The organism is Brevibacillus sp. SYP-B805 (assembly GCF_011059135.1).
Classification (GTDB): domain Bacteria; phylum Bacillota; class Bacilli; order Brevibacillales; family Brevibacillaceae; genus Brevibacillus_F.
The window spans coordinates 226,736-242,869 of record NZ_JAALGD010000001.1 but is presented as its reverse complement, the minus strand read 5'-3'; the positions used below and the strand labels follow the sequence as shown (position 1 = coordinate 242,869).

Annotated in this window: 15 protein-coding genes; 2 read left to right on the top strand and 13 right to left on the bottom strand. The window is 60.7% G+C overall.

Annotated features, from left to right (window positions below; translation table 11 throughout):
• Nucleotides 1–7: 7 nt before the first annotated feature.
• The 7 genes from G3578_RS01175 to G3578_RS01145 form a co-directional block, all read right to left on the bottom strand.
• Nucleotides 8–832, bottom strand: coding sequence for an MIP/aquaporin family protein (locus G3578_RS01175; RefSeq protein WP_165208377.1), 825 nt, complete (start codon nt 830–832; stop codon nt 8–10).
• A gap of 265 nt (nt 833–1,097) precedes the next feature.
• Nucleotides 1,098–1,382 (bottom strand): HPr family phosphocarrier protein, encoded by a 285-nt coding sequence (locus G3578_RS01170; protein ID WP_165207817.1) that lies wholly within the window; start codon nt 1,380–1,382, stop codon nt 1,098–1,100.
• Nucleotides 1,366–2,010, bottom strand: a complete 645-nt coding sequence (gene dhaL / locus G3578_RS01165) for a dihydroxyacetone kinase subunit DhaL (RefSeq protein WP_165207815.1) — start codon at nt 2,008–2,010, stop codon at nt 1,366–1,368. The genes G3578_RS01170 and dhaL overlap by 17 nt, the downstream gene beginning before the upstream one ends.
• Before the next feature lie 27 nt (nt 2,011–2,037).
• On the bottom strand, nt 2,038–2,433 hold the full coding sequence (gene dhaM, locus G3578_RS01160; RefSeq protein WP_165207813.1) for a dihydroxyacetone kinase phosphoryl donor subunit DhaM: 396 nt from the start codon (nt 2,431–2,433) through the stop codon (nt 2,038–2,040).
• Between the two features lie 31 nt (nt 2,434–2,464).
• Nucleotides 2,465–3,463 carry a dihydroxyacetone kinase subunit DhaK gene (gene dhaK / locus G3578_RS01155; RefSeq protein WP_165207811.1) on the bottom strand — a complete coding sequence of 333 codons (999 nt, stop codon included), beginning with the start codon at nt 3,461–3,463 and terminating at the stop codon, nt 2,465–2,467.
• Nucleotides 3,464–3,580: 117 nt separating this feature from the next.
• Nucleotides 3,581–5,689, bottom strand: a complete 2,109-nt coding sequence (locus G3578_RS21100) for a sigma 54-interacting transcriptional regulator (protein WP_277603089.1) — start codon at nt 5,687–5,689, stop codon at nt 3,581–3,583.
• 178 nt (nt 5,690–5,867) lie between these two features.
• Entirely contained in the window at nt 5,868–6,824 is a 957-nt protein-coding gene (locus tag G3578_RS01145) for a nucleoside hydrolase (protein ID WP_165207809.1), read from the bottom strand.
• Between the two features lie 271 nt (nt 6,825–7,095).
• On the opposite strand from G3578_RS01145, the gene G3578_RS01140 reads away from it, so the two are divergent.
• On the top strand, nt 7,096–7,719 hold the full coding sequence (locus tag G3578_RS01140; protein ID WP_165207807.1) for a LysE family translocator: 624 nt from the start codon (nt 7,096–7,098) through the stop codon (nt 7,717–7,719).
• Between the two features lie 27 nt (nt 7,720–7,746).
• Nucleotides 7,747–8,082 (top strand): HAMP domain-containing protein, encoded by a 336-nt coding sequence (locus G3578_RS21235; protein ID WP_165207805.1) that lies wholly within the window; start codon nt 7,747–7,749, stop codon nt 8,080–8,082.
• A 21-nt stretch (nt 8,083–8,103) separates the two neighbouring features.
• On the opposite strand, the gene pyrE is transcribed toward G3578_RS21235, so the two are convergent.
• Genes pyrE through G3578_RS01105 form a run of 6 tightly spaced genes read right to left on the bottom strand, consistent with a single transcriptional unit; the run spans nt 8,104 to nt 16,014 of the window.
• On the bottom strand, nt 8,104–8,751 hold the full coding sequence (pyrE, locus tag G3578_RS01130; protein ID WP_165207803.1) for an orotate phosphoribosyltransferase: 648 nt from the start codon (nt 8,749–8,751) through the stop codon (nt 8,104–8,106).
• The gene (gene pyrF, locus G3578_RS01125) at nt 8,748–9,497 is read right to left on the bottom strand and encodes an orotidine-5'-phosphate decarboxylase (RefSeq protein WP_165207801.1); all 750 of its coding nucleotides are present in this window, start codon (nt 9,495–9,497) and stop codon (nt 8,748–8,750) included. The genes pyrE and pyrF overlap by 4 nt, the downstream gene beginning before the upstream one ends.
• Before the next feature lie 15 nt (nt 9,498–9,512).
• Nucleotides 9,513–12,725 (bottom strand): carbamoyl-phosphate synthase large subunit, encoded by a 3,213-nt coding sequence (gene carB / locus G3578_RS01120; protein WP_165207799.1) that lies wholly within the window; start codon nt 12,723–12,725, stop codon nt 9,513–9,515.
• Entirely contained in the window at nt 12,709–13,806 is a 1,098-nt protein-coding gene (locus tag G3578_RS01115) for a carbamoyl phosphate synthase small subunit (RefSeq protein WP_165207797.1), read from the bottom strand. The genes carB and G3578_RS01115 overlap by 17 nt, the downstream gene beginning before the upstream one ends.
• Nucleotides 13,807–13,828: 22 nt before the next feature.
• Entirely contained in the window at nt 13,829–15,109 is a 1,281-nt protein-coding gene (locus G3578_RS01110; RefSeq protein ID WP_165207795.1) for a dihydroorotase, read from the bottom strand.
• Entirely contained in the window at nt 15,076–16,014 is a 939-nt protein-coding gene (locus G3578_RS01105; RefSeq protein WP_165207793.1) for an aspartate carbamoyltransferase catalytic subunit, read from the bottom strand. The genes G3578_RS01110 and G3578_RS01105 overlap by 34 nt, the downstream gene beginning before the upstream one ends.
• Nucleotides 16,015–16,134: the final 120 nt, after the last annotated feature.

Below are 16,134 nucleotides of genomic sequence, written 5' to 3'. Positions count from 1 at the left end.
GTTCTTGTCAGCCTGCTATTTTTCGTTGTGTGCCTGCTTGTTCATGCTTGGCCCCGCTGGTTCTCCCGATCACCATGGCAAGGATCAGGAACGCTGCCAGGAGGATGATGGATGTGATGGAGTGATCGATGAAGGCCGCTTTATAGAAGAAACATCCCAATATGCCGCCCACAATCGGCGCCACGACCGGAATCCAGGCATAGCCCCAGTTGGAATCGCCCTTGCCGGGAATGGGCAGGAGGGCATGCGCGATCCGCGGCCCCAGGTCGCGCGCCGGGTTGATCGCATAGCCGGTCGTTCCGCCCAGCGACAGCCCGATGGCGACGATCAGGAAGCCGACGATCAGCGGATTCAAGCCTTCCGTAAACTTGTTCGCCCCGATCGACAGGATCCCCAGCAGCAGGAAGAAGGTGCCGAGCATTTCGCTGATGAAGTTGGCCGCCGTATGCGAAATGGCCGGCCCGGTGGAGAAGACGCCCAGCTTGGCCCCCGGATCTTCAGTTTCCTTCCAGTGCGGGTAGTAGTAGAGCCAGACAAACACCGCGCCCAGGAATGCCCCGATCATCTGCGCCAGGATGTACGTCGGCACGTTCTCCCACGGGAACTGCCCGATGCTGGCCAACCCGATCGTGACGGCCGGATTCAGATGAGCGCCGCTGATGCCTCCTACCGCATATACGCCCACGGCGACTCCCAATCCCCAGCCGAAGGTGATGACGATCCATCCCCCCCCCTGGGAAAACGCTTTTTTCAGATTTTGGCCTGCGCACACGCCTGCCCCCAAAATAATCAGAATCATCGTACCAATGACTTCTCCCAAAAATGGCGACATCATTCCTTCCCCTCCCGTGATCATATTTGGAAAACAATGCTCGGTAAAGCGCTTACAACATGCTTCACCTCCTTTCCACGTTTGGGAACGCTGCCGAAATCGAAAGAAAAAACAGCCAATACCCGACAAGAAGATGGTCCCTTCTCTGAGCTACCGGCTGTTCTCCACAATCTCCACAGCGTTTATTAACTTCATCCCAAAGTATACTAAATTTTCAAAAAATGTCAAGTTATCTGTTGGCGTGAAGGGATTTTTCTATGCAATTTTATGGAACCGCAGGCGATTCCTCATCGCCGGCCAGAAACGCTTTGATGGCCGCAAGCGCTGCGTCGGCGTCTTCCCCCGTGATCGTCACCCTCAGGGTTTCTCCCTGCTTGACGGCCAACGTCATCAACTGGATCACGCTTTTGCCGTTTACCTTCCTGTCGCCCGCCTGGAACTCCACGGCGCTGGTGAAGCCCTGCAGCCGTTTGATCAATTCGCCGGCGGGACGGGCGTGGATGCCATCGGGCCGCCCCACGACGATCTCCGCACTAATGGTCGTCTCCATCATGTCCACCGCTTTCTGAGAGAATCGCACACAGCGTATCAAACAAATACCAGGAGGAAACGGCGCCGGGATCGTGATGGCCGATCGAGCGGTTCCCCAGAAACGAGGCCCTGCCTCTTCTGGCCTGCAGCTGTTTGATTCTCTCCAGCTCATTCTCGCACATGTCGCGGAACGCCTTGAGGTCCACGCCATGCTCACATCCCCGAATAAACCCGGCGAACGGCTCCCATAGATCCAGCATCGTCTTGTCTCCAGGCTGGGCTTTTCCTCTCATGCCGATGCCTTCCACCGCAGCGTCGATCGCTTGCGCAAGATCGGAAAAAGCGATCTCCCGCCTGCCCTTGAGCGCGCCCCCCATCTTGATGAAAGCCGTCCCGTACAGCGGCCCGGATGCGCCTCCCACCTTGGAAAGCAGCGTCATGCCCGTCTGGTTGAAAACCGCACCGATGTCGTCCAAGCCGCCGCGATCCAGTGCGGTGACCGCTTCCCTGAAACCGCGGGCAAGATTGATCCCGTGATCGCCGTCACCGATCGCCTGATCCAGTTCCGTCAGGTATTCCCGGTTTTCCTGTATCCGTTCGTTCGCCCGTTTGATCCAGGCGACTGCCTGTTCGGTCGTGAATCGCAACTTCCGGTCCCCCTTTTGATCGCATCCTCAGAGTTTGCCCATCTGTTTGGCATCCTGCGCCGTTTGCGCCACCTCCGCCAGGCTGCCGCCGAGACCCGACTGCACCACCGCCGCGTACGCCCCTTCCACCAGCGGGGCATCGACGATCCGCACCCGTTCCCGGCTCGCTTCCGGCAGCCACTCGATGGCCAGTTCGGCGTTGATGAGGGCGCTGCCCAGGTCAAAGAGCACCACGGCCCCCTGCCGGGACATCACTTGTTCAATCGCTTCCTTGATTTTATACGCGCTGGTCCCGATCTCCCCCTCTTCCGTTCCGCCGGCGATGGCCAGCGGCACAGCCGGATTCAGCTGGCGGAGCAGCCGCTCCAGTCCGCGCACAAGTTCATAACTGTGGGATACCAGGACGATGCCGACTTTTTCCATGCTAACACTCACTTTCCGTACAGGCTGTATGTTATCTTTTCTTCCACGCGATCGTATCCGCCGGGGCATCCAGCAGGGCCGCCAATTGGTCGTCCAGCTTCAGGAGCGTGACGGAACAGCCCGCCATCTCCAGAGACGTCATGTATTCCCCGACAAATGTGTCGTGGATGACGATCTCTCTTTCCTGCAGCATCCGGGCCACTTTGTTATAGACAATGTACAGTTCCATGACCGGTGTGGCGCCCAACCCGTTGATCATCACGGCTACCCGGTCCCCGGTCTGAAGCTGCAGATCGTCCAACACTTTTCCCGTCAGGGTCTCGGCGATCGTGTCTGCGCTGGCGATGCTTGCCCTGTGCGTGCCCGGTTCGCCGTGGATCCCCATCCCGATCTCCATCTCATCCTCCCCAAGCGTAAAACCGGGTTTTCCTGCGGCGGGGACCGTGCAGGGGCTGAGCGCCATGCCCATGCTGCGTACATTGGCGATCACCTTTTGCGCCACCTGCTGCACTTCTTCGAGCGGCGCCCCTTGTTCGGCCAGCGCCCCGGCGATCTTGTGCACGAAGACCGTCCCGGCAATCCCTCTGCGCCCTGTGGTGTAAGTGCTGTTTTCCACGGCCACGTCGTCATTGACGATCACTTGGGCGACGGAGATCCCTTCCGCTGCCGCCAATTCGGCCGCAATCTCGAAGTTCATCACATCGCCCGCATAGTTTTTGATGATCAGCAGGACCCCCGCTCCGCTGTCCACCGCCTTGATCGCCGCAAGCACCTGGTCCGGCGCCGGGGAGGTAAACACTTCGCCCGCCACGGCTGCATGCAGCATGCCCAGACCGACAAAACCGGCATGGGACGGCTCATGGCCGCTCCCGCCGCCGCTCACCAACGCCACTTTGCCGTGGACCGGCGCATCGGCCCGCACCAGCACCGTCGTGTCCGGCAGATTTTTCAGCTTCTGCGGGTGTGCAAGCACCATGCCGTCAATCATGTCCCGCACCACATTTTCCGGGTGATTGATCAACTTCTTCACATTCCCTACCTCCCTTTATCTTTCTCAGCCTTCCGCCTGCCATAGGCTGCAATCCCTGTGCCAAGCCGTCAAACGCCGGTGCGGCAGGGTGTGCGTCAAGCGGATTGGGATTTTGTCTCAATCGCTTTGGGAATTTTTCCCCATGAGCGGCTCCAGGCCGTATTTCCGCACTTTGGCCGCCACCGTCTTGTGCGTCAAGCCAAGCGCTTTGGCCGCCTGGTTGAAGCTGGGAAAATGGCGGATGGCATGTTGGAGGATCATCTTTTCATATTCCTCCATCGTGCGTACCTCCCCCTCCCGCAGCAGTTGGGAAGGCGGGGCGGATGTAGCCTGGCTGCTGCCGGTGCGGCTATGAAGAATATATTCGGGCAGATCCCTGATCATGAGGGTGTCCCCTTCGCACATGCTCATCGCCCGCTCCAGCGCGTTTTGCAGTTCGCGGACGTTGCCCGGCCAATCGTACTCCCGCAGCACCTTTATGAAACCGCTTTCATAATCCTTGATATTTTTTCCCAGGCGTTCATTCAGCTTCTCGCGGAAGTGATCGACCAGCAGCGGAATATCTTCTTTCCGCCTGCGCAGGGGAGGCAGGTGTATCGGGATGACGTGAAGGCGGTAAAAGAGATCTTCGCGAAAGTCGCCTGCCTGCACCATCTTCTGCAGGTCACGGTTCGTGGCGGCCACCAGCCGGACATCCACCTTGATGGTTTCGGAGCCGCCGACTCGTTCAAACTCCCGTTCCTGGATGACGCGCAGTAGCTTCGCCTGCAGATCGAGGGACAGGTCGCCGATCTCGTCCAGAAACAGCGTGCCGGTATGGGCAAGCTCGAACTTGCCCCGGCGCATCTGCAGGGCGCCGGTAAACGCGCCTTTTTCATGCCCGAACAGCTCGCTCTCCACCAGATTGGCGGGGATGGCGGCGCAGTTGACCCGGATGAACGGCTTCTGCTTGCGGCTGCTGGCTTCATGGATGCCTCTGGCCACCAGTTCCTTGCCGGTTCCGCTCTCCCCGGTGATCAGCACGGTTGAGTCGGTCCTGGCCGCTTTGCTCGCGATGGAAAGACACTCCACCAGCGGCCCGCTGTACCCGATGATGTGCGCAAAGCCGTCAGCCGGCGCTTCGTGCTTGGACAGCTCCTTTTCCAGATAGCGCGTCCGCTCCAGGGCCAAATCAAGCTGTGCCATCAGCGTTTTGACATCGTTCAGCGGGCTCATGGTCAAGACGCTGCCGCAGTGCTCTCCCTCCACCAGCACCGGATTGAGCTTGGCGATATACGGTTGTTTGCCGTCGAGGTGCACGATGTCGGTCATGCTTTTGCCGGGGGGCGTCCCCTGCTTCCAGCCTTTCGTGGGAAAGAGCGCAGAGAGCAGGTCCTTGTGCGGAAGGCTTTGCAGGGCCCGTTCCAGGTGCGCATTGGCGTAAATCAGACGGCCGGCGGGATCGAACAAGCCGATCAGTTCCTCCACGGATTGGAGGACCAGATCGAGCTGTTCCTTCAGCGCTTTCACCTCTTTCAGCTCTTTGCCCAGCTTTTCGACGCTGGAGATATCCTGGAACAGGGCGACCGCCCCGATCAGCCGGTTCTCGGCGTAGATGGGGCAGCGGTTCGTGATCAGGACGCGGCTGCCCAGCTTCTGCCGCTTGCCGATCTCCGCCTTGCCGGTCTTGAGCACCCAATGCAGCCGGGAGTGGGGAATCAACCGTTCGGCCGACTGGTTCAGGAGCTCCTCTTCCCGGCGTCCCAGAAGCCGCGTCGCCTCCCGATTGACATAGGTAATCACATTCTCCCGGTTGACCACGAGAATGCCGTAGGGAAGGCTGGACAGCACCACATCCACCGTCGTGGAATTTTCCATCAACAGCTGGTCCGTCCGGTTCTCGTCCGTCGATTCCTGCCGGTCCGCGCTTTCCAGGAACGCTTTCAATGCTTCGATGACGGAGGAGGGCACTTCCCTGTCAAAGCGGAACGTCACCTTGTCCCCCTTCCTGACCTTGAGCGCAACAAGCGCAAGGATGCTGGTGATCGCCGCTTTTCTGCCCTGATGCTCAAGATACACATGGCGCAGCACCTCGGAATCTTCCACCAGGGACTGCAGCCTGGCAATCAGGGCAGCCACCATGCGGACGTGCAGCCCGTTGCTTTTGTTTACCGTCAGTTCGATCGTTTGCACAGACATCCCCTGCCTTGCCCGGAATCGGGTGATTTCAATATCTAGGTATTCCATCCGGACGCTCCACTTCCTTCCGCCGACAAAAATCCCCGCCGACTTAAGCTATCGCTGTTGTCGGCGGGGGCCCCCAACCTTGCTTCGTCACTTTATCATTTTCATGAACTTAAACTCCCTCTTTCCGATCTGACAAAAAAACCTCCTTCTCGGACAGAAGGAGGCGGGACGAGCAATCTTATTCGGCTGCTCCGCGATACGTCGCCGTTTGCAAGAGGTTGGTCATGTAGGCGAAAAACGCTTCGGTATCTACTTGTTCCATGACGTGCACGATGCGGCCGTCCGGGCACTTCTCCGTTCTTCCCTGGCTCGGGCCGCTCGTCAGCACCCGGCAGCGAACATCGCTGATCTGCACCAGATCCGGGTTGCCGAGGTAGGAGGTGGCCAGCACGTCCCAAAGATAGTAGGTGGAGTTGGTCTCAAAATGGACAAGCGGGGGCGTCATGGCATAGCACTGGCCGATAAAATCGATGGCCGGATAACGGCGCAGCTTGGCCCATGCTTCCCGTCTCGCCACCGTCATCGGCAGCTGGTTGGTCGCATCCAGCGGGCAGAGCACGATCGGGATGGAGCTTTCCCAGACACGCGCTGCGGCTTCGGGGTCCCAATAAACATTCCACTCGGCCGTGCCGTCATGCTTCGGCTCATGCACATTCCCCCAGCGCAGAAACGATCCGCCCATCCAGACCAAGCGCTCCACTTTGGCTTCGATCTCCGGATCTTCATCCAGCGCTCTGGCCAGGTCGGTCAGCGGACCGGTGAACAGCAGGGTCACTTTCTCCTCCGCTTCCCGCAGCGCCGCGATCAGGTGCCGGTGAGCCGGCAGCGGGGAAAGGCTCATGTCCGCGCTCGCTTCGTTCAACATGGGCAGCGCGTCCACATAGTACGGATGCATCCGCCATTCGTGCGGGAACGGGTTCTTGCCGCGGGAATCCGATACGGCTGTGGAAATGTCCCGGTGATGAAAAGCCCGGATGATTTTGCGCGTGGCGGAGACGGCCGGTTCCAGGTAGCAGTCCGCCTCGATGACGGAGACACCGATCAGATCCACGTGCGGCATCTGCAGGAGCATCAGCAGGGAAACCAGATCATCAACGCCGCCGTCATGATTGAAATACACCTTCATTCTTTTCATCAAATCCTCCCAGTCTGGAACATGTATTTGCTGGATCGTTGACGGCACCGTTTCATGCCATTTTTATTCTATCACAGAAAATTTCCAATAGGGGAGTAATTTGTTCTACACGGTGAAACCTGTGTCGCAGCAGGTGCCATCCCCCGCAAGGAGCGGCGGATATCGCCATGGCCTGCGCGGCGTCGGCAGCGCCCCTGCCCGTCCGGTCTATTGCCCAATCGTGCGAACAGTGCTACGATTGGAAAAAATGTGATACGGCAGGTGATCCTTCATGGATGTTTCCCATGTCGCCTACTTTCTTGCGGCGTGCGTACTGCTCACCCTTATGCCGGGGCCCGACATCCTGTTTGTCATCATGCAGAGCATCTCTCAGGGACGCAAGGCCGGCATTGCCACGGCTCTCGGACTCTGTTCCGGCGTGACGGTGCATACGCTGGCCGCCGCACTCGGCATCTCCGCCATCATCGCGCAATCGGCGGCGCTTTTTCATGCGTTGAAAGTGGCGGGGGCGTGCTACCTGCTCTATCTGGCCTGGCAGGCTGTCCGTGAAGGCCATAGCGCGCTGACGGCCGAAGCCGTGCCGCAGCTGCCGCTTCCCGAGCTCTACAAACGGGGGATCCTCATGAACGTGCTCAACCCCAAGGTGTCGCTCTTCTTCCTCGCCTTCCTTCCCCAGTTTGTCACGCCCGGGGCAGGCAGCGCGGCGATGCAGATGATCGTGCTGGGTCTGCTCTTTATGCTGCAGGCGATCGTCATCTTTACGATCGTGGCCGTCTTCGCGGGAAGCCTGGGGCGAAAGCTGTTCGATAACCCGCGAATCGGCAGATATGTCAACCTGGCCAAGGCAGGATTGTTTGCGTTTATCGGGATTCGGCTGGTGCTGCCCGAGGAGTAGCTGATTGCGGAAGGAGGAACCTTCCCCGTGAAAGATCTCATCTGCTGGCTGTTCGGTTCAGCTATCTTGCTGTTTCTCGTAGTCGCATTCAAAGGAGGCGGCCTCCTTTTTCCCGCATGTATTCCGATCGTTGCAGGCTATTTCTTCATCCTGTATCGGAAAGGAGCATCCCCCAAAAAACTGTCGCGCGGCGTGCTGCTGTTGACCAAACCGTTGGAAACTGCCATCCATCGCATCACGGAGGAATCCAAGCGGATCGCGTCCGGCGATGTTCAAATGGAGGTACCCGCGGTCGGACCGACGGAATTTTGCCTGTTGGCGGATCAGTTGAACGAAATGAGCAAAAAACAACTCCCTTCCTGACACAACGGAAGGGAGTTGCTTTTATGCGTAAAACGTTTGCGGCGATTCGCGCCAGTTGGCGAGCAGCTTCTCCTGATCCTCGTCAATCACGCCGCGCTCGCGGGCGACTGTCAGCAGCGCCGTGTAGTTGGACAGGGTGGCAAACGGGATGCCCGCTTCCCGGAACATCTCTTCCGCCATTGGGAACTGATAGCTGAAGATGGCGGCCACCCCCAGCACTTCGCCTCCCTCTGCCTGCACCGCCTGCGCCGCTTTCAGCGAGCTGCCGCCGGTGGAGATCAGGTCTTCGATTACAACCACCTTCTGTCCCGGCGCGAGAACGCCTTCGATCTGATTCTGCCGACCGTGCGATTTCGCCTTGTCGCGCACATAAATCATCGGCAGGTCCAGCAGCTCCGCCACCCAGGCGGCGTGCGGAATCCCGGCGGTCGCCGTACCCGCGATCACTTGTGCCTCCGGATAACGCTCCCGAACAAGAGCGGCAAACGATTGGGCGATCAAGCGACGTACGGCCGGATAGGACATGGTGATCCGGTTGTCGCAGTAGATCGGCGATTTGATGCCCGACGTCCAGGTAAACGGCTCCTGCGGCCGCAGATGCACCGCTCCGATCTCCAAGAGATGAGCGGCAATTTGTTTGGCGGTATCTGATGACTGTGTGTAACTCATCCCCTGTTCCTCCCTGTCGATCCATAGCTTGCGTGAATGACGGACTGCCAGACGGCCAGCGGATCATCAGCCGCAGTGACGGCTCGCCCGATCACGAGATAATCGCTGCCCAGCCGGAACGCTTCCGCCGGGGTGGTGACCCGCGTCTGATCTCCCTTGTCGGCGCCTGCCGGCCGGATGCCCGGCGTGACGGTGAGAAACGTCTCTCCTGCGGCCTTTTTGATGAGCGGCACCTCCAGCGGGGAAGCAACCACCCCGTCCAAGCCGGCGTCACGGGCCAGCGACGCATAGCGGACGACGGTCTCTTCCACCAGCCCGGGGATCCCGATCTCTTGGTTCATCACCGCCTGCGACGTGCTGGTCAGCATCGTGACGCCGATCAGGAGCGGTCGTGTGCCGCCCGCAGGCGTTCCCTCCTCCAATCCTTCCCGCGCCGCTGCCATCATCGCCTTTCCGCCGGCGGCATGCACATTGACCATATCCGCGCCGAGCCGGGCCAGGCTTTTCATGGCGCCGCGTGCCGTATTGGGGATGTCGTGCACCTTCAGGTCGACGAAGACGCGCAGGCCGCGTTCTTTCAGCATGTGGATCACTTCCGGCCCGGCGGCGTAAAACAGCTCCATCCCCACTTTGACGTAGCGGACTTCTCCTTCCAGCCGGTTCAGGCAGCTTTCTGCTTCCCCGATGGTTGGAACATCCAGCGCGAGGATCACGCGGTCGCGCAGGTCTGTGTCTCTGGCGGCCATTCCTTTCACCCTCCTTTACCGTGCTGCCGCGATGCTGCCCAACCGCTGCTGCGGCATGGCTTCCGCCGAAAAGGTGATCGTCTCCAGCACATGCAGGAGCGCCTTGGCCGTATCCAGCGACGTGAGGCAGACCGCGCCGTTTTCCACCGCTTCCCGGCGAATGCGGAAGCCGTCGCGCTGCGGGGTTTTCCCCTTGGTCAAGGTGTTGAGCACGATGTTGACCTCCCCGGAGTGAATGGCGTCGAGCAGATTGGGCGTACCTTCCGACAGCTTGTGCACGCGGGTGACCGGAAGGCCCGCCTTTTCCAGATAGTCGGCTGTTCCCGCAGTTGCCAGCAGCTTGAAGCCGAGCTGGCGGAAGCGTTTCACGATGTCGAGCGCTTCGGCCTTGTCCTTGTCGGCCACCGTGACGAGCAGCGAGCCGTGCGTCGGGATGTTCATGCCTGCCGCCAGCAGCCCTTTGTACAGCGCTTTGGCCAGCGTCCGTTCCCTCCCCATCACTTCGCCGGTGGACTTCATTTCCGGACCGAGCGTAATGTCCACGCGGCGCAGCTTGGCGAAGGAGAAGACCGGCACCTTGACGGAAACCATCTCCTCTTCCGGATGGTAGCCCGTATCATAGCCCTGAGACGGGATCGACTGCCCCAGAATCGCCTTCGTCGCGATGTTGGCCATCGGAATGCCCGTTACCTTGGACAGGAACGGCACGGTGCGGGAGGAGCGCGGGTTTACCTCAATCACATAGGGACGATTCTGGAAGATGACGAACTGGATATTCAGCAGTCCCTTGATCTGCAGGGCGCGCGCCAGCTTGGTCGTCATCTCGATCAGCTCCCGCTTGATGGCGGCCGACAGGGACTGCGGCGGATAGACCGCGATCGAGTCGCCGGAATGAACCCCGGCCCGTTCGATATGTTCCATGATGCCGGGGATCAGGACGTTTTCGCCGTCGCAAATGGCGTCTACCTCCGCTTCGGTCCCCAGCATGTAGCGGTCGATCAGGACCGGGTGCTCGGGGTTGACCTTCACCGCCTGTTCCATGTAAGCGAGCAGCTCATCCTGCGTGTAGACGATCTCCATCGCGCGGCCGCCCAGGACGTACGACGGGCGCACCAGCACCGGGAAGCCCAGTTCATCGGCGGCTGTCACCGCTTCCTGCACGGAGGTGACGGTTTTGCCCGGCGGCTGCGCCAGATTGAGGCTGCGCAGCAGCGCTTCAAACTTCTCGCGGTTTTCGGCCGCGTCGATGTTTTCCAGGCTGGTGCCGAGGATGCGCACCCCGCGCTTGGCCAGCTTATCCGCCAGATTGATCGCCGTTTGGCCGCCAAACTGCACGATGACGCCCTCCGGCTTTTCCTTGTCGATGACGTTCATCACGTCTTCGAAGTAGAGCGGTTCGAAGTAGAGCCGGTCGGAGGTGTTGAAGTCGGTGGAGACCGTCTCCGGGTTGTTGTTGATGATCACCGCCTCGTAGCCCGCCTCCTTCAGCGCCCAGACCGCATGCACGGTGGCGTAATCGAATTCGATTCCCTGGCCGATGCGGATCGGACCGGACCCCAGCACCACGACGCGCTTCCTGCCCGTTTCGATGCGCTCGTCTTCCTGCTCATAGGTCGAATAATAGTACGGGGTTTGGGCTTCGAACTCGGCTGCGCAGGTGTCGACCATCTTGTAGACCGGGATGATGCCGTGGCGCTCGCGCAGCGCGCGCACGTCCTCCTCCGTCCTGCCTGCCAGCTCGGCGATCTTGCGGTCGGTGAAGCCGCAGCGCTTCGCCTGGTACAGGATTTCTGCCGTCAGGCCGACGTCGGCAATCGAGCGCTCCTGCTCGATGATGTTGGCGATCTTGTGCAGGAAGAACCGGTCGATCCTGGTCAGCTCGTGCAGCTCTTCCAGGCTGAAGCCGCGGCGCAGGGCCTCCGCCAGCAGGAACAAACGCTCGTCATCGGGTGCAACCAGACGGGTGCGCAGGACGTCGTTCGGAATCTCGCGGGCATCCGGCAGCTCCAGATGATACGCTCCCACCTCCAGCGAACGGATCGCCTTCATGATCGACTCTTCAAAGGTCCGGCCGATCGCCATCACTTCGCCCGTCGCTTTCATCTGGGTTCCCAGCCGGCGGTTGGCCGACTGGAACTTGTCGAACGGCCAGCGGGGAATCTTACTTACCACATAGTCGATAGTGGGCTCGAAGCAGGCGTAGGTTTGGCCGGTCACCGGGTTTTTCAATTCGTCGAGCGTATAGCCGATGGCGATCTTGGCCGCCATCTTGGCGATCGGGTACCCCGTCGCCTTGGAGGCCAGTGCGGACGAGCGGCTGACGCGCGGGTTCACCTCGATCACATAGTACTGGAAGCTGTGCGGGTCAAGCGCGTACTGGACGTTGCAGCCGCCCTCGATTCCCAGCGCGCGGATGATTTTGAGCGCGGAGGAGCGCAGCATCTGGTACTCGCGGTCGGACAAGGTTTGGCTCGGCGCCACGACGATGCTGTCCCCGGTGTGGACGCCGACCGGATCGATGTTCTCCATGTTGCAGACGACGATGCAGTTGTCGTTGGCATCCCGCATCACTTCGTACTCCACTTCTTTCATGCCGGCGATGCTTTTTTCAATCAGGCACTGGGTGATCGGCGAGTATTTCAGGCCGGAGGCGACGATTTCGCGCAGGGCCGCCTCGTCCTCGCAGATGCCGCCGCCGGTGCCGCCCAGCGTATAGGCCGGACGCACAATGATCGGATAGCCGATGCGCTCGGCGAATGCGACCGCTTCCTCCACCGTGCTGACGATCGTCGATTCCGGCACCGGCTCGCCCAGCTCGTTCATCAGGGCGCGGAACAGCTCGCGGTCTTCCGCCTGCTTGATGGAGGACAGCCTGGTGCCCAGCAGCTTCACGTTTTCCGCTTCCAGCACGCCCGCTTCCGCAAGCGCCACGGCCATGTTGAGCCCCGTCTGGCCGCCCAGCGTCGGCAGCAGGCCGTCCGGCTTTTCCTGGCGGATCACACGGGCGACGAATTCGGGCGTGATCGGCTCGATGTACACCTTGTCGGCCATGTTGGTGTCCGTCATGATGGTGGCGGGGTTGGAGTTGATGAGGACGACTTCCAGCCCTTCTTCCTTCAGGGCCTGGCAGGCCTGCGTCCCTGCATAGTCGAATTCGGCCGCCTGACCGATCACGATGGGGCCGGAGCCGATCACGAGGATTTTTTTCAGGTCAGCGTGCTTTGGCATGTGCTTTCTCCTCCTTCGCGGATGCGATCATCGCCATGAACTGGTCGAACAGGTAGCCGGAATCGTACGGGCCGGGCGCCGCCTCCGGATGGTACTGAACGGAGAACGCCTGCTTGGATGCATCGCGCAGCCCTTCGATCGTGCCGTCATTGAGGGCGACATGGGTGATTTCCAGGCTTGTGCCTTTGATGGAGGCTTCCGTCACCGCATACCCGTGGTTTTGCGACGTGATGTAGGTACGGCCGGTCGCCAGTTCCTTCACCGGATGATTGCCGCCGCGATGGCCGAATTTCAGCTTTTCCGTATCGGCGCCGGAAGCCAGGGCGAAGAGCTGATGGCCGAGGCAGATGCCGAAGAGCGGATACTGGCCGAGAATCTCCCGGATGGTCTGGATCGCCTGCGGCACGTCTTTGGGATCGCCGGGGCCGTTGGACAGCAGGATGCCGTCCGGCTGGATGCGGCGGATCTCCTCGGCGGTCACGTTGTACGGCACCACCACCACGTCGCAGCCGCGCTTGGTCAGCTCGCGCAGGATGCCGTGCTTGGCGCCGAAGTCGACCAGCACCACGCGATGGCCCGAGCCCGGGCAGCTGAAGACGCTCTTGGTCGAGACGCGCGACACCTGATCGGTCATGAGCGAAGCCTCCTGCAGGGAGGCGACCAGTTCGTGAAGCGGGGCCTCGCTTGTCGTGATCATCCCTTTCATGGTGCCGTAGTGCCGGATCTTGCGGGTCAGCATGCGGGTATCCACACCGGCAATTCCCGGAATGCCGTAAGCTTTCAACAGCTCATCCAGGGTGCTGGCGCTGCGCCAGTTGCTGGGCGTGTCGCAGTGTTCGCGCACCACGAAGCCGTGGATGAAGGGACGCACCGCCTCGAAGTCATCCCGGTTGATGCCGTAGTTGCCGATCAACGGATAGGTCATGGTAACGATCTGTCCGCAGTAGGACGGATCGGAGAGCACTTCCTGATAGCCGGTCAATCCCGTATTGAATACCACTTCCCCGAGGGTCTCGGTCACGGCGCCGAAAGCCGTGCCGACGCATTCCGTACCGTCTTCCAGGATCAATCTCGCTCGCATCGCTGTTCCTCCTCCATATGCATTAGTCCGCCTTATACACAATTTTTCCATCCACCATCGTTAGCGTCGGCCATCCTTTGCAGCGCCATCCCGCAAACGGCGTGTTTTTTCCCTTGCTGGCAAACCGGGCCGGATCGATGGTTTCTTCTTTCTCCAAATCGATGACGGTGATGTCGGCGATCTCTCCTGCCGCCAGGCGTCCGTAGGGCAGGCCGAAAATCTCCGCCGGCTTGACAGTCATCTTGGCGATCAGTTCCGCCAGCGTCAGCTCGCCGGTCAGGACGAAGCGGGTATACAAAAGGGGGAAGGCCGTCTCCAGGCCGACGATGCCAAACGGGGCACGCTCCAGGCCGTTCGCCTTCTCTTCCGCCGTGTGAGGAGCATGGTCGGTCGCGATGATGTCGATGGTGCCGTCTTTCAGTCCGGCGATCAGGGCCGCCCGGTCTTCCCTGGATCGGAGCGGCGGATTCATCTTCCAGTTGGCGTCCAGACTGTCCGGGATATCTTCGTCGCAGAGCAGCAGGTGGTGCGGCGTCACCTCAGCCGTCACGTTGACGCCCGCCCGTTTGCCGTCGCGCACCAGCCGCACCGATTCCTTGGCGCTGATGTGGCAGACATGGTAGTGGACGCCGGTGCGTTCCGCCAGCAGAATATCGCGTCCCACATGGATCGATTCCGATTCGGACGGAATGCCGACGAGCCCGTGGCGGGCGGCGACCACCCCGTCATGCAGCGCGCTTCCCGGTGCAATCAGCTCGTCGTCTTCGCAGTGGGCGACAATCGAGAGGCCGTGCCGGGCCGCCTCCTGCATCGCTTTTTTCATCATGGCGGTTGACTGTACGCCGACGCCGTCATCCGTCAGGGCGAAGATGCCCGCCTCCTTCAGCGCGGCGAAATCGGTTAGCTCCCTGCCCAGCTGGCGCACGGTGATGGCGCCGTAGGGAATCACCCGGGCGAGCCCGGCTTCCTCGGCTTTCTGCCGCACATAGCGGACCGTTTCCACGCTGTCGATCGACGGCCGGGTGTTGGGCATGCAGGCGACCGTCGTATACCCGCCGCGCACGGCTGCCTGCGCCCCTGTGGCGATCGTCTCTTTCGCTTCAAAGCCGGGTTCGCGGAAATGGACATGCACGTCGATCAGGCCGGCGGAAACAAACTGGCCGCGCAGGTCGATCACGGTGTGTCCGGCATGGTCAATGTGCTCGGCGATGGCCGCAATGCGGTTGCCTTCGATCAAAAGTTCTTTCGTTTCCAGTTCTCCTGCGCCGTTCAGCAGTTTGCCGTTTGCAAGGACGATGCCCATGACTGTTCGCCTCCTGTCAGCAGGTTTTCCAAAACGGCCATCCGCACCGGTACGCCGTTCGCTTTTTGCGTAAAGATCAGGGAGCGGTCCGCTTCCACCAGATCGGTATCGATTTCCACGCCGCGGTTGAACGGTCCCGGATGCATGATCACCGCGTGGGGCTTCATGCGTTTGTAGCGTTCCAACGTCAGCCCATATGCCTTATGATAGGCGGCCGGCGAGTCAAAGAGCGCGTCTGCGTGCCGCTCCAGCTGCACCCGCAGCATCATCACCACATCTGCCGCGGCGATCGCGTCGTCGAGGGGCACCGTGCGCACGCCTGCCGGGAGTTCTTCTTCCCGGCGCAGCATGTTCGGCGGGCCCGAGAGGATCAGCTCCGCCCCGAGCTTCGGCAGTGCATGCAGGTGGGAACCCAGGACGCGGCTGTGGCGCAGGTCCCCGATGATGGCCACTTTCAAGCCGGCGATCCGGCCAAAGTGGCGGCGCATGGTCAGGAGATCGAGCAGGCATTGGGTTGGATGCTCGTTGGTGCCGTCTCCCGCATTGACCAGATGCAGGCCGACGCGATCCGCCAGCTCCTCCAGCAGACCGTTTTCCCGGATGCGGACCACCGCCGCCTCCACGCCCATCGCCTGCAGGGTCCGCAGGGTATCGTAGAGGGTTTCGCCTTTGGTGGTGGAAGAGTGTTCAGCGGCAACGTTCAGCACATGCATGCCCAACCGTTTCTCGGCAACCTCGAACGAGAAGCGCGTCCGCGTGCTCGGCTCGAAAAACAGGTTGGCGACGAACCGCCCGGCGAGCGCATCGGACTGCTCCCCCGGTCTGTTGGCCCACGCTTCGGCCCGATCCAGCAGCGCTTCGATCTGCTCCCTGCTGAGCGCTTTCATCCCGATCAAATGTTTCATGCGAACCCCTCCGTTTTGGTTAATGAAAAAAGCTTCTTGTCCGTCTGCCCTTTTCAGGCTGGCCGGCAAGAAGCTTCATGCAGCTTCATTCGCGCAGGGCGCGGCAGGCGGGGCTGTCAC

Bases quoted from the DNA above. Each gene is read 5' to 3' on its own strand.
- G3578_RS01115 (WP_165207797.1), bottom strand. From the start codon at position 13,806: ATGCGAGCGAGATTGATCCTGGAAGACGGTACGGAATGCGTCGGCACG.
- G3578_RS21100 (WP_277603089.1), bottom strand. From the start codon at position 5,689: ATGGAATACCTAGATATTGAAATCACCCGATTCCGGGCAAGGCAGGGG.
- G3578_RS01175 (WP_165208377.1), bottom strand. From the start codon at position 832: ATGTCGCCATTTTTGGGAGAAGTCATTGGTACGATGATTCTGATTATT.
- pyrE (WP_165207803.1), bottom strand. From the start codon at position 8,751: ATGAGTTACACACAGTCATCAGATACCGCCAAACAAATTGCCGCTCAT.
- pyrF (WP_165207801.1), bottom strand. From the start codon at position 9,497: ATGGCCGCCAGAGACACAGACCTGCGCGACCGCGTGATCCTCGCGCTG.
- G3578_RS01145 (WP_165207809.1), bottom strand. From the start codon at position 6,824: ATGAAAAGAATGAAGGTGTATTTCAATCATGACGGCGGCGTTGATGAT.
- G3578_RS01110 (WP_165207795.1), bottom strand. From the start codon at position 15,109: ATGGGCATCGTCCTTGCAAACGGCAAACTGCTGAACGGCGCAGGAGAA.
- carB (WP_165207799.1), bottom strand. From the start codon at position 12,725: ATGCCAAAGCACGCTGACCTGAAAAAAATCCTCGTGATCGGCTCCGGC.
- G3578_RS01105 (WP_165207793.1), bottom strand. From the start codon at position 16,014: ATGAAACATTTGATCGGGATGAAAGCGCTCAGCAGGGAGCAGATCGAA.
- dhaM (WP_165207813.1), bottom strand. From the start codon at position 2,433: ATGGAAAAAGTCGGCATCGTCCTGGTATCCCACAGTTATGAACTTGTG.
- G3578_RS01170 (WP_165207817.1), bottom strand. From the start codon at position 1,382: ATGGAGACGACCATTAGTGCGGAGATCGTCGTGGGGCGGCCCGATGGC.
- G3578_RS01140 (WP_165207807.1), top strand. From the start codon at position 7,096: ATGGATGTTTCCCATGTCGCCTACTTTCTTGCGGCGTGCGTACTGCTC.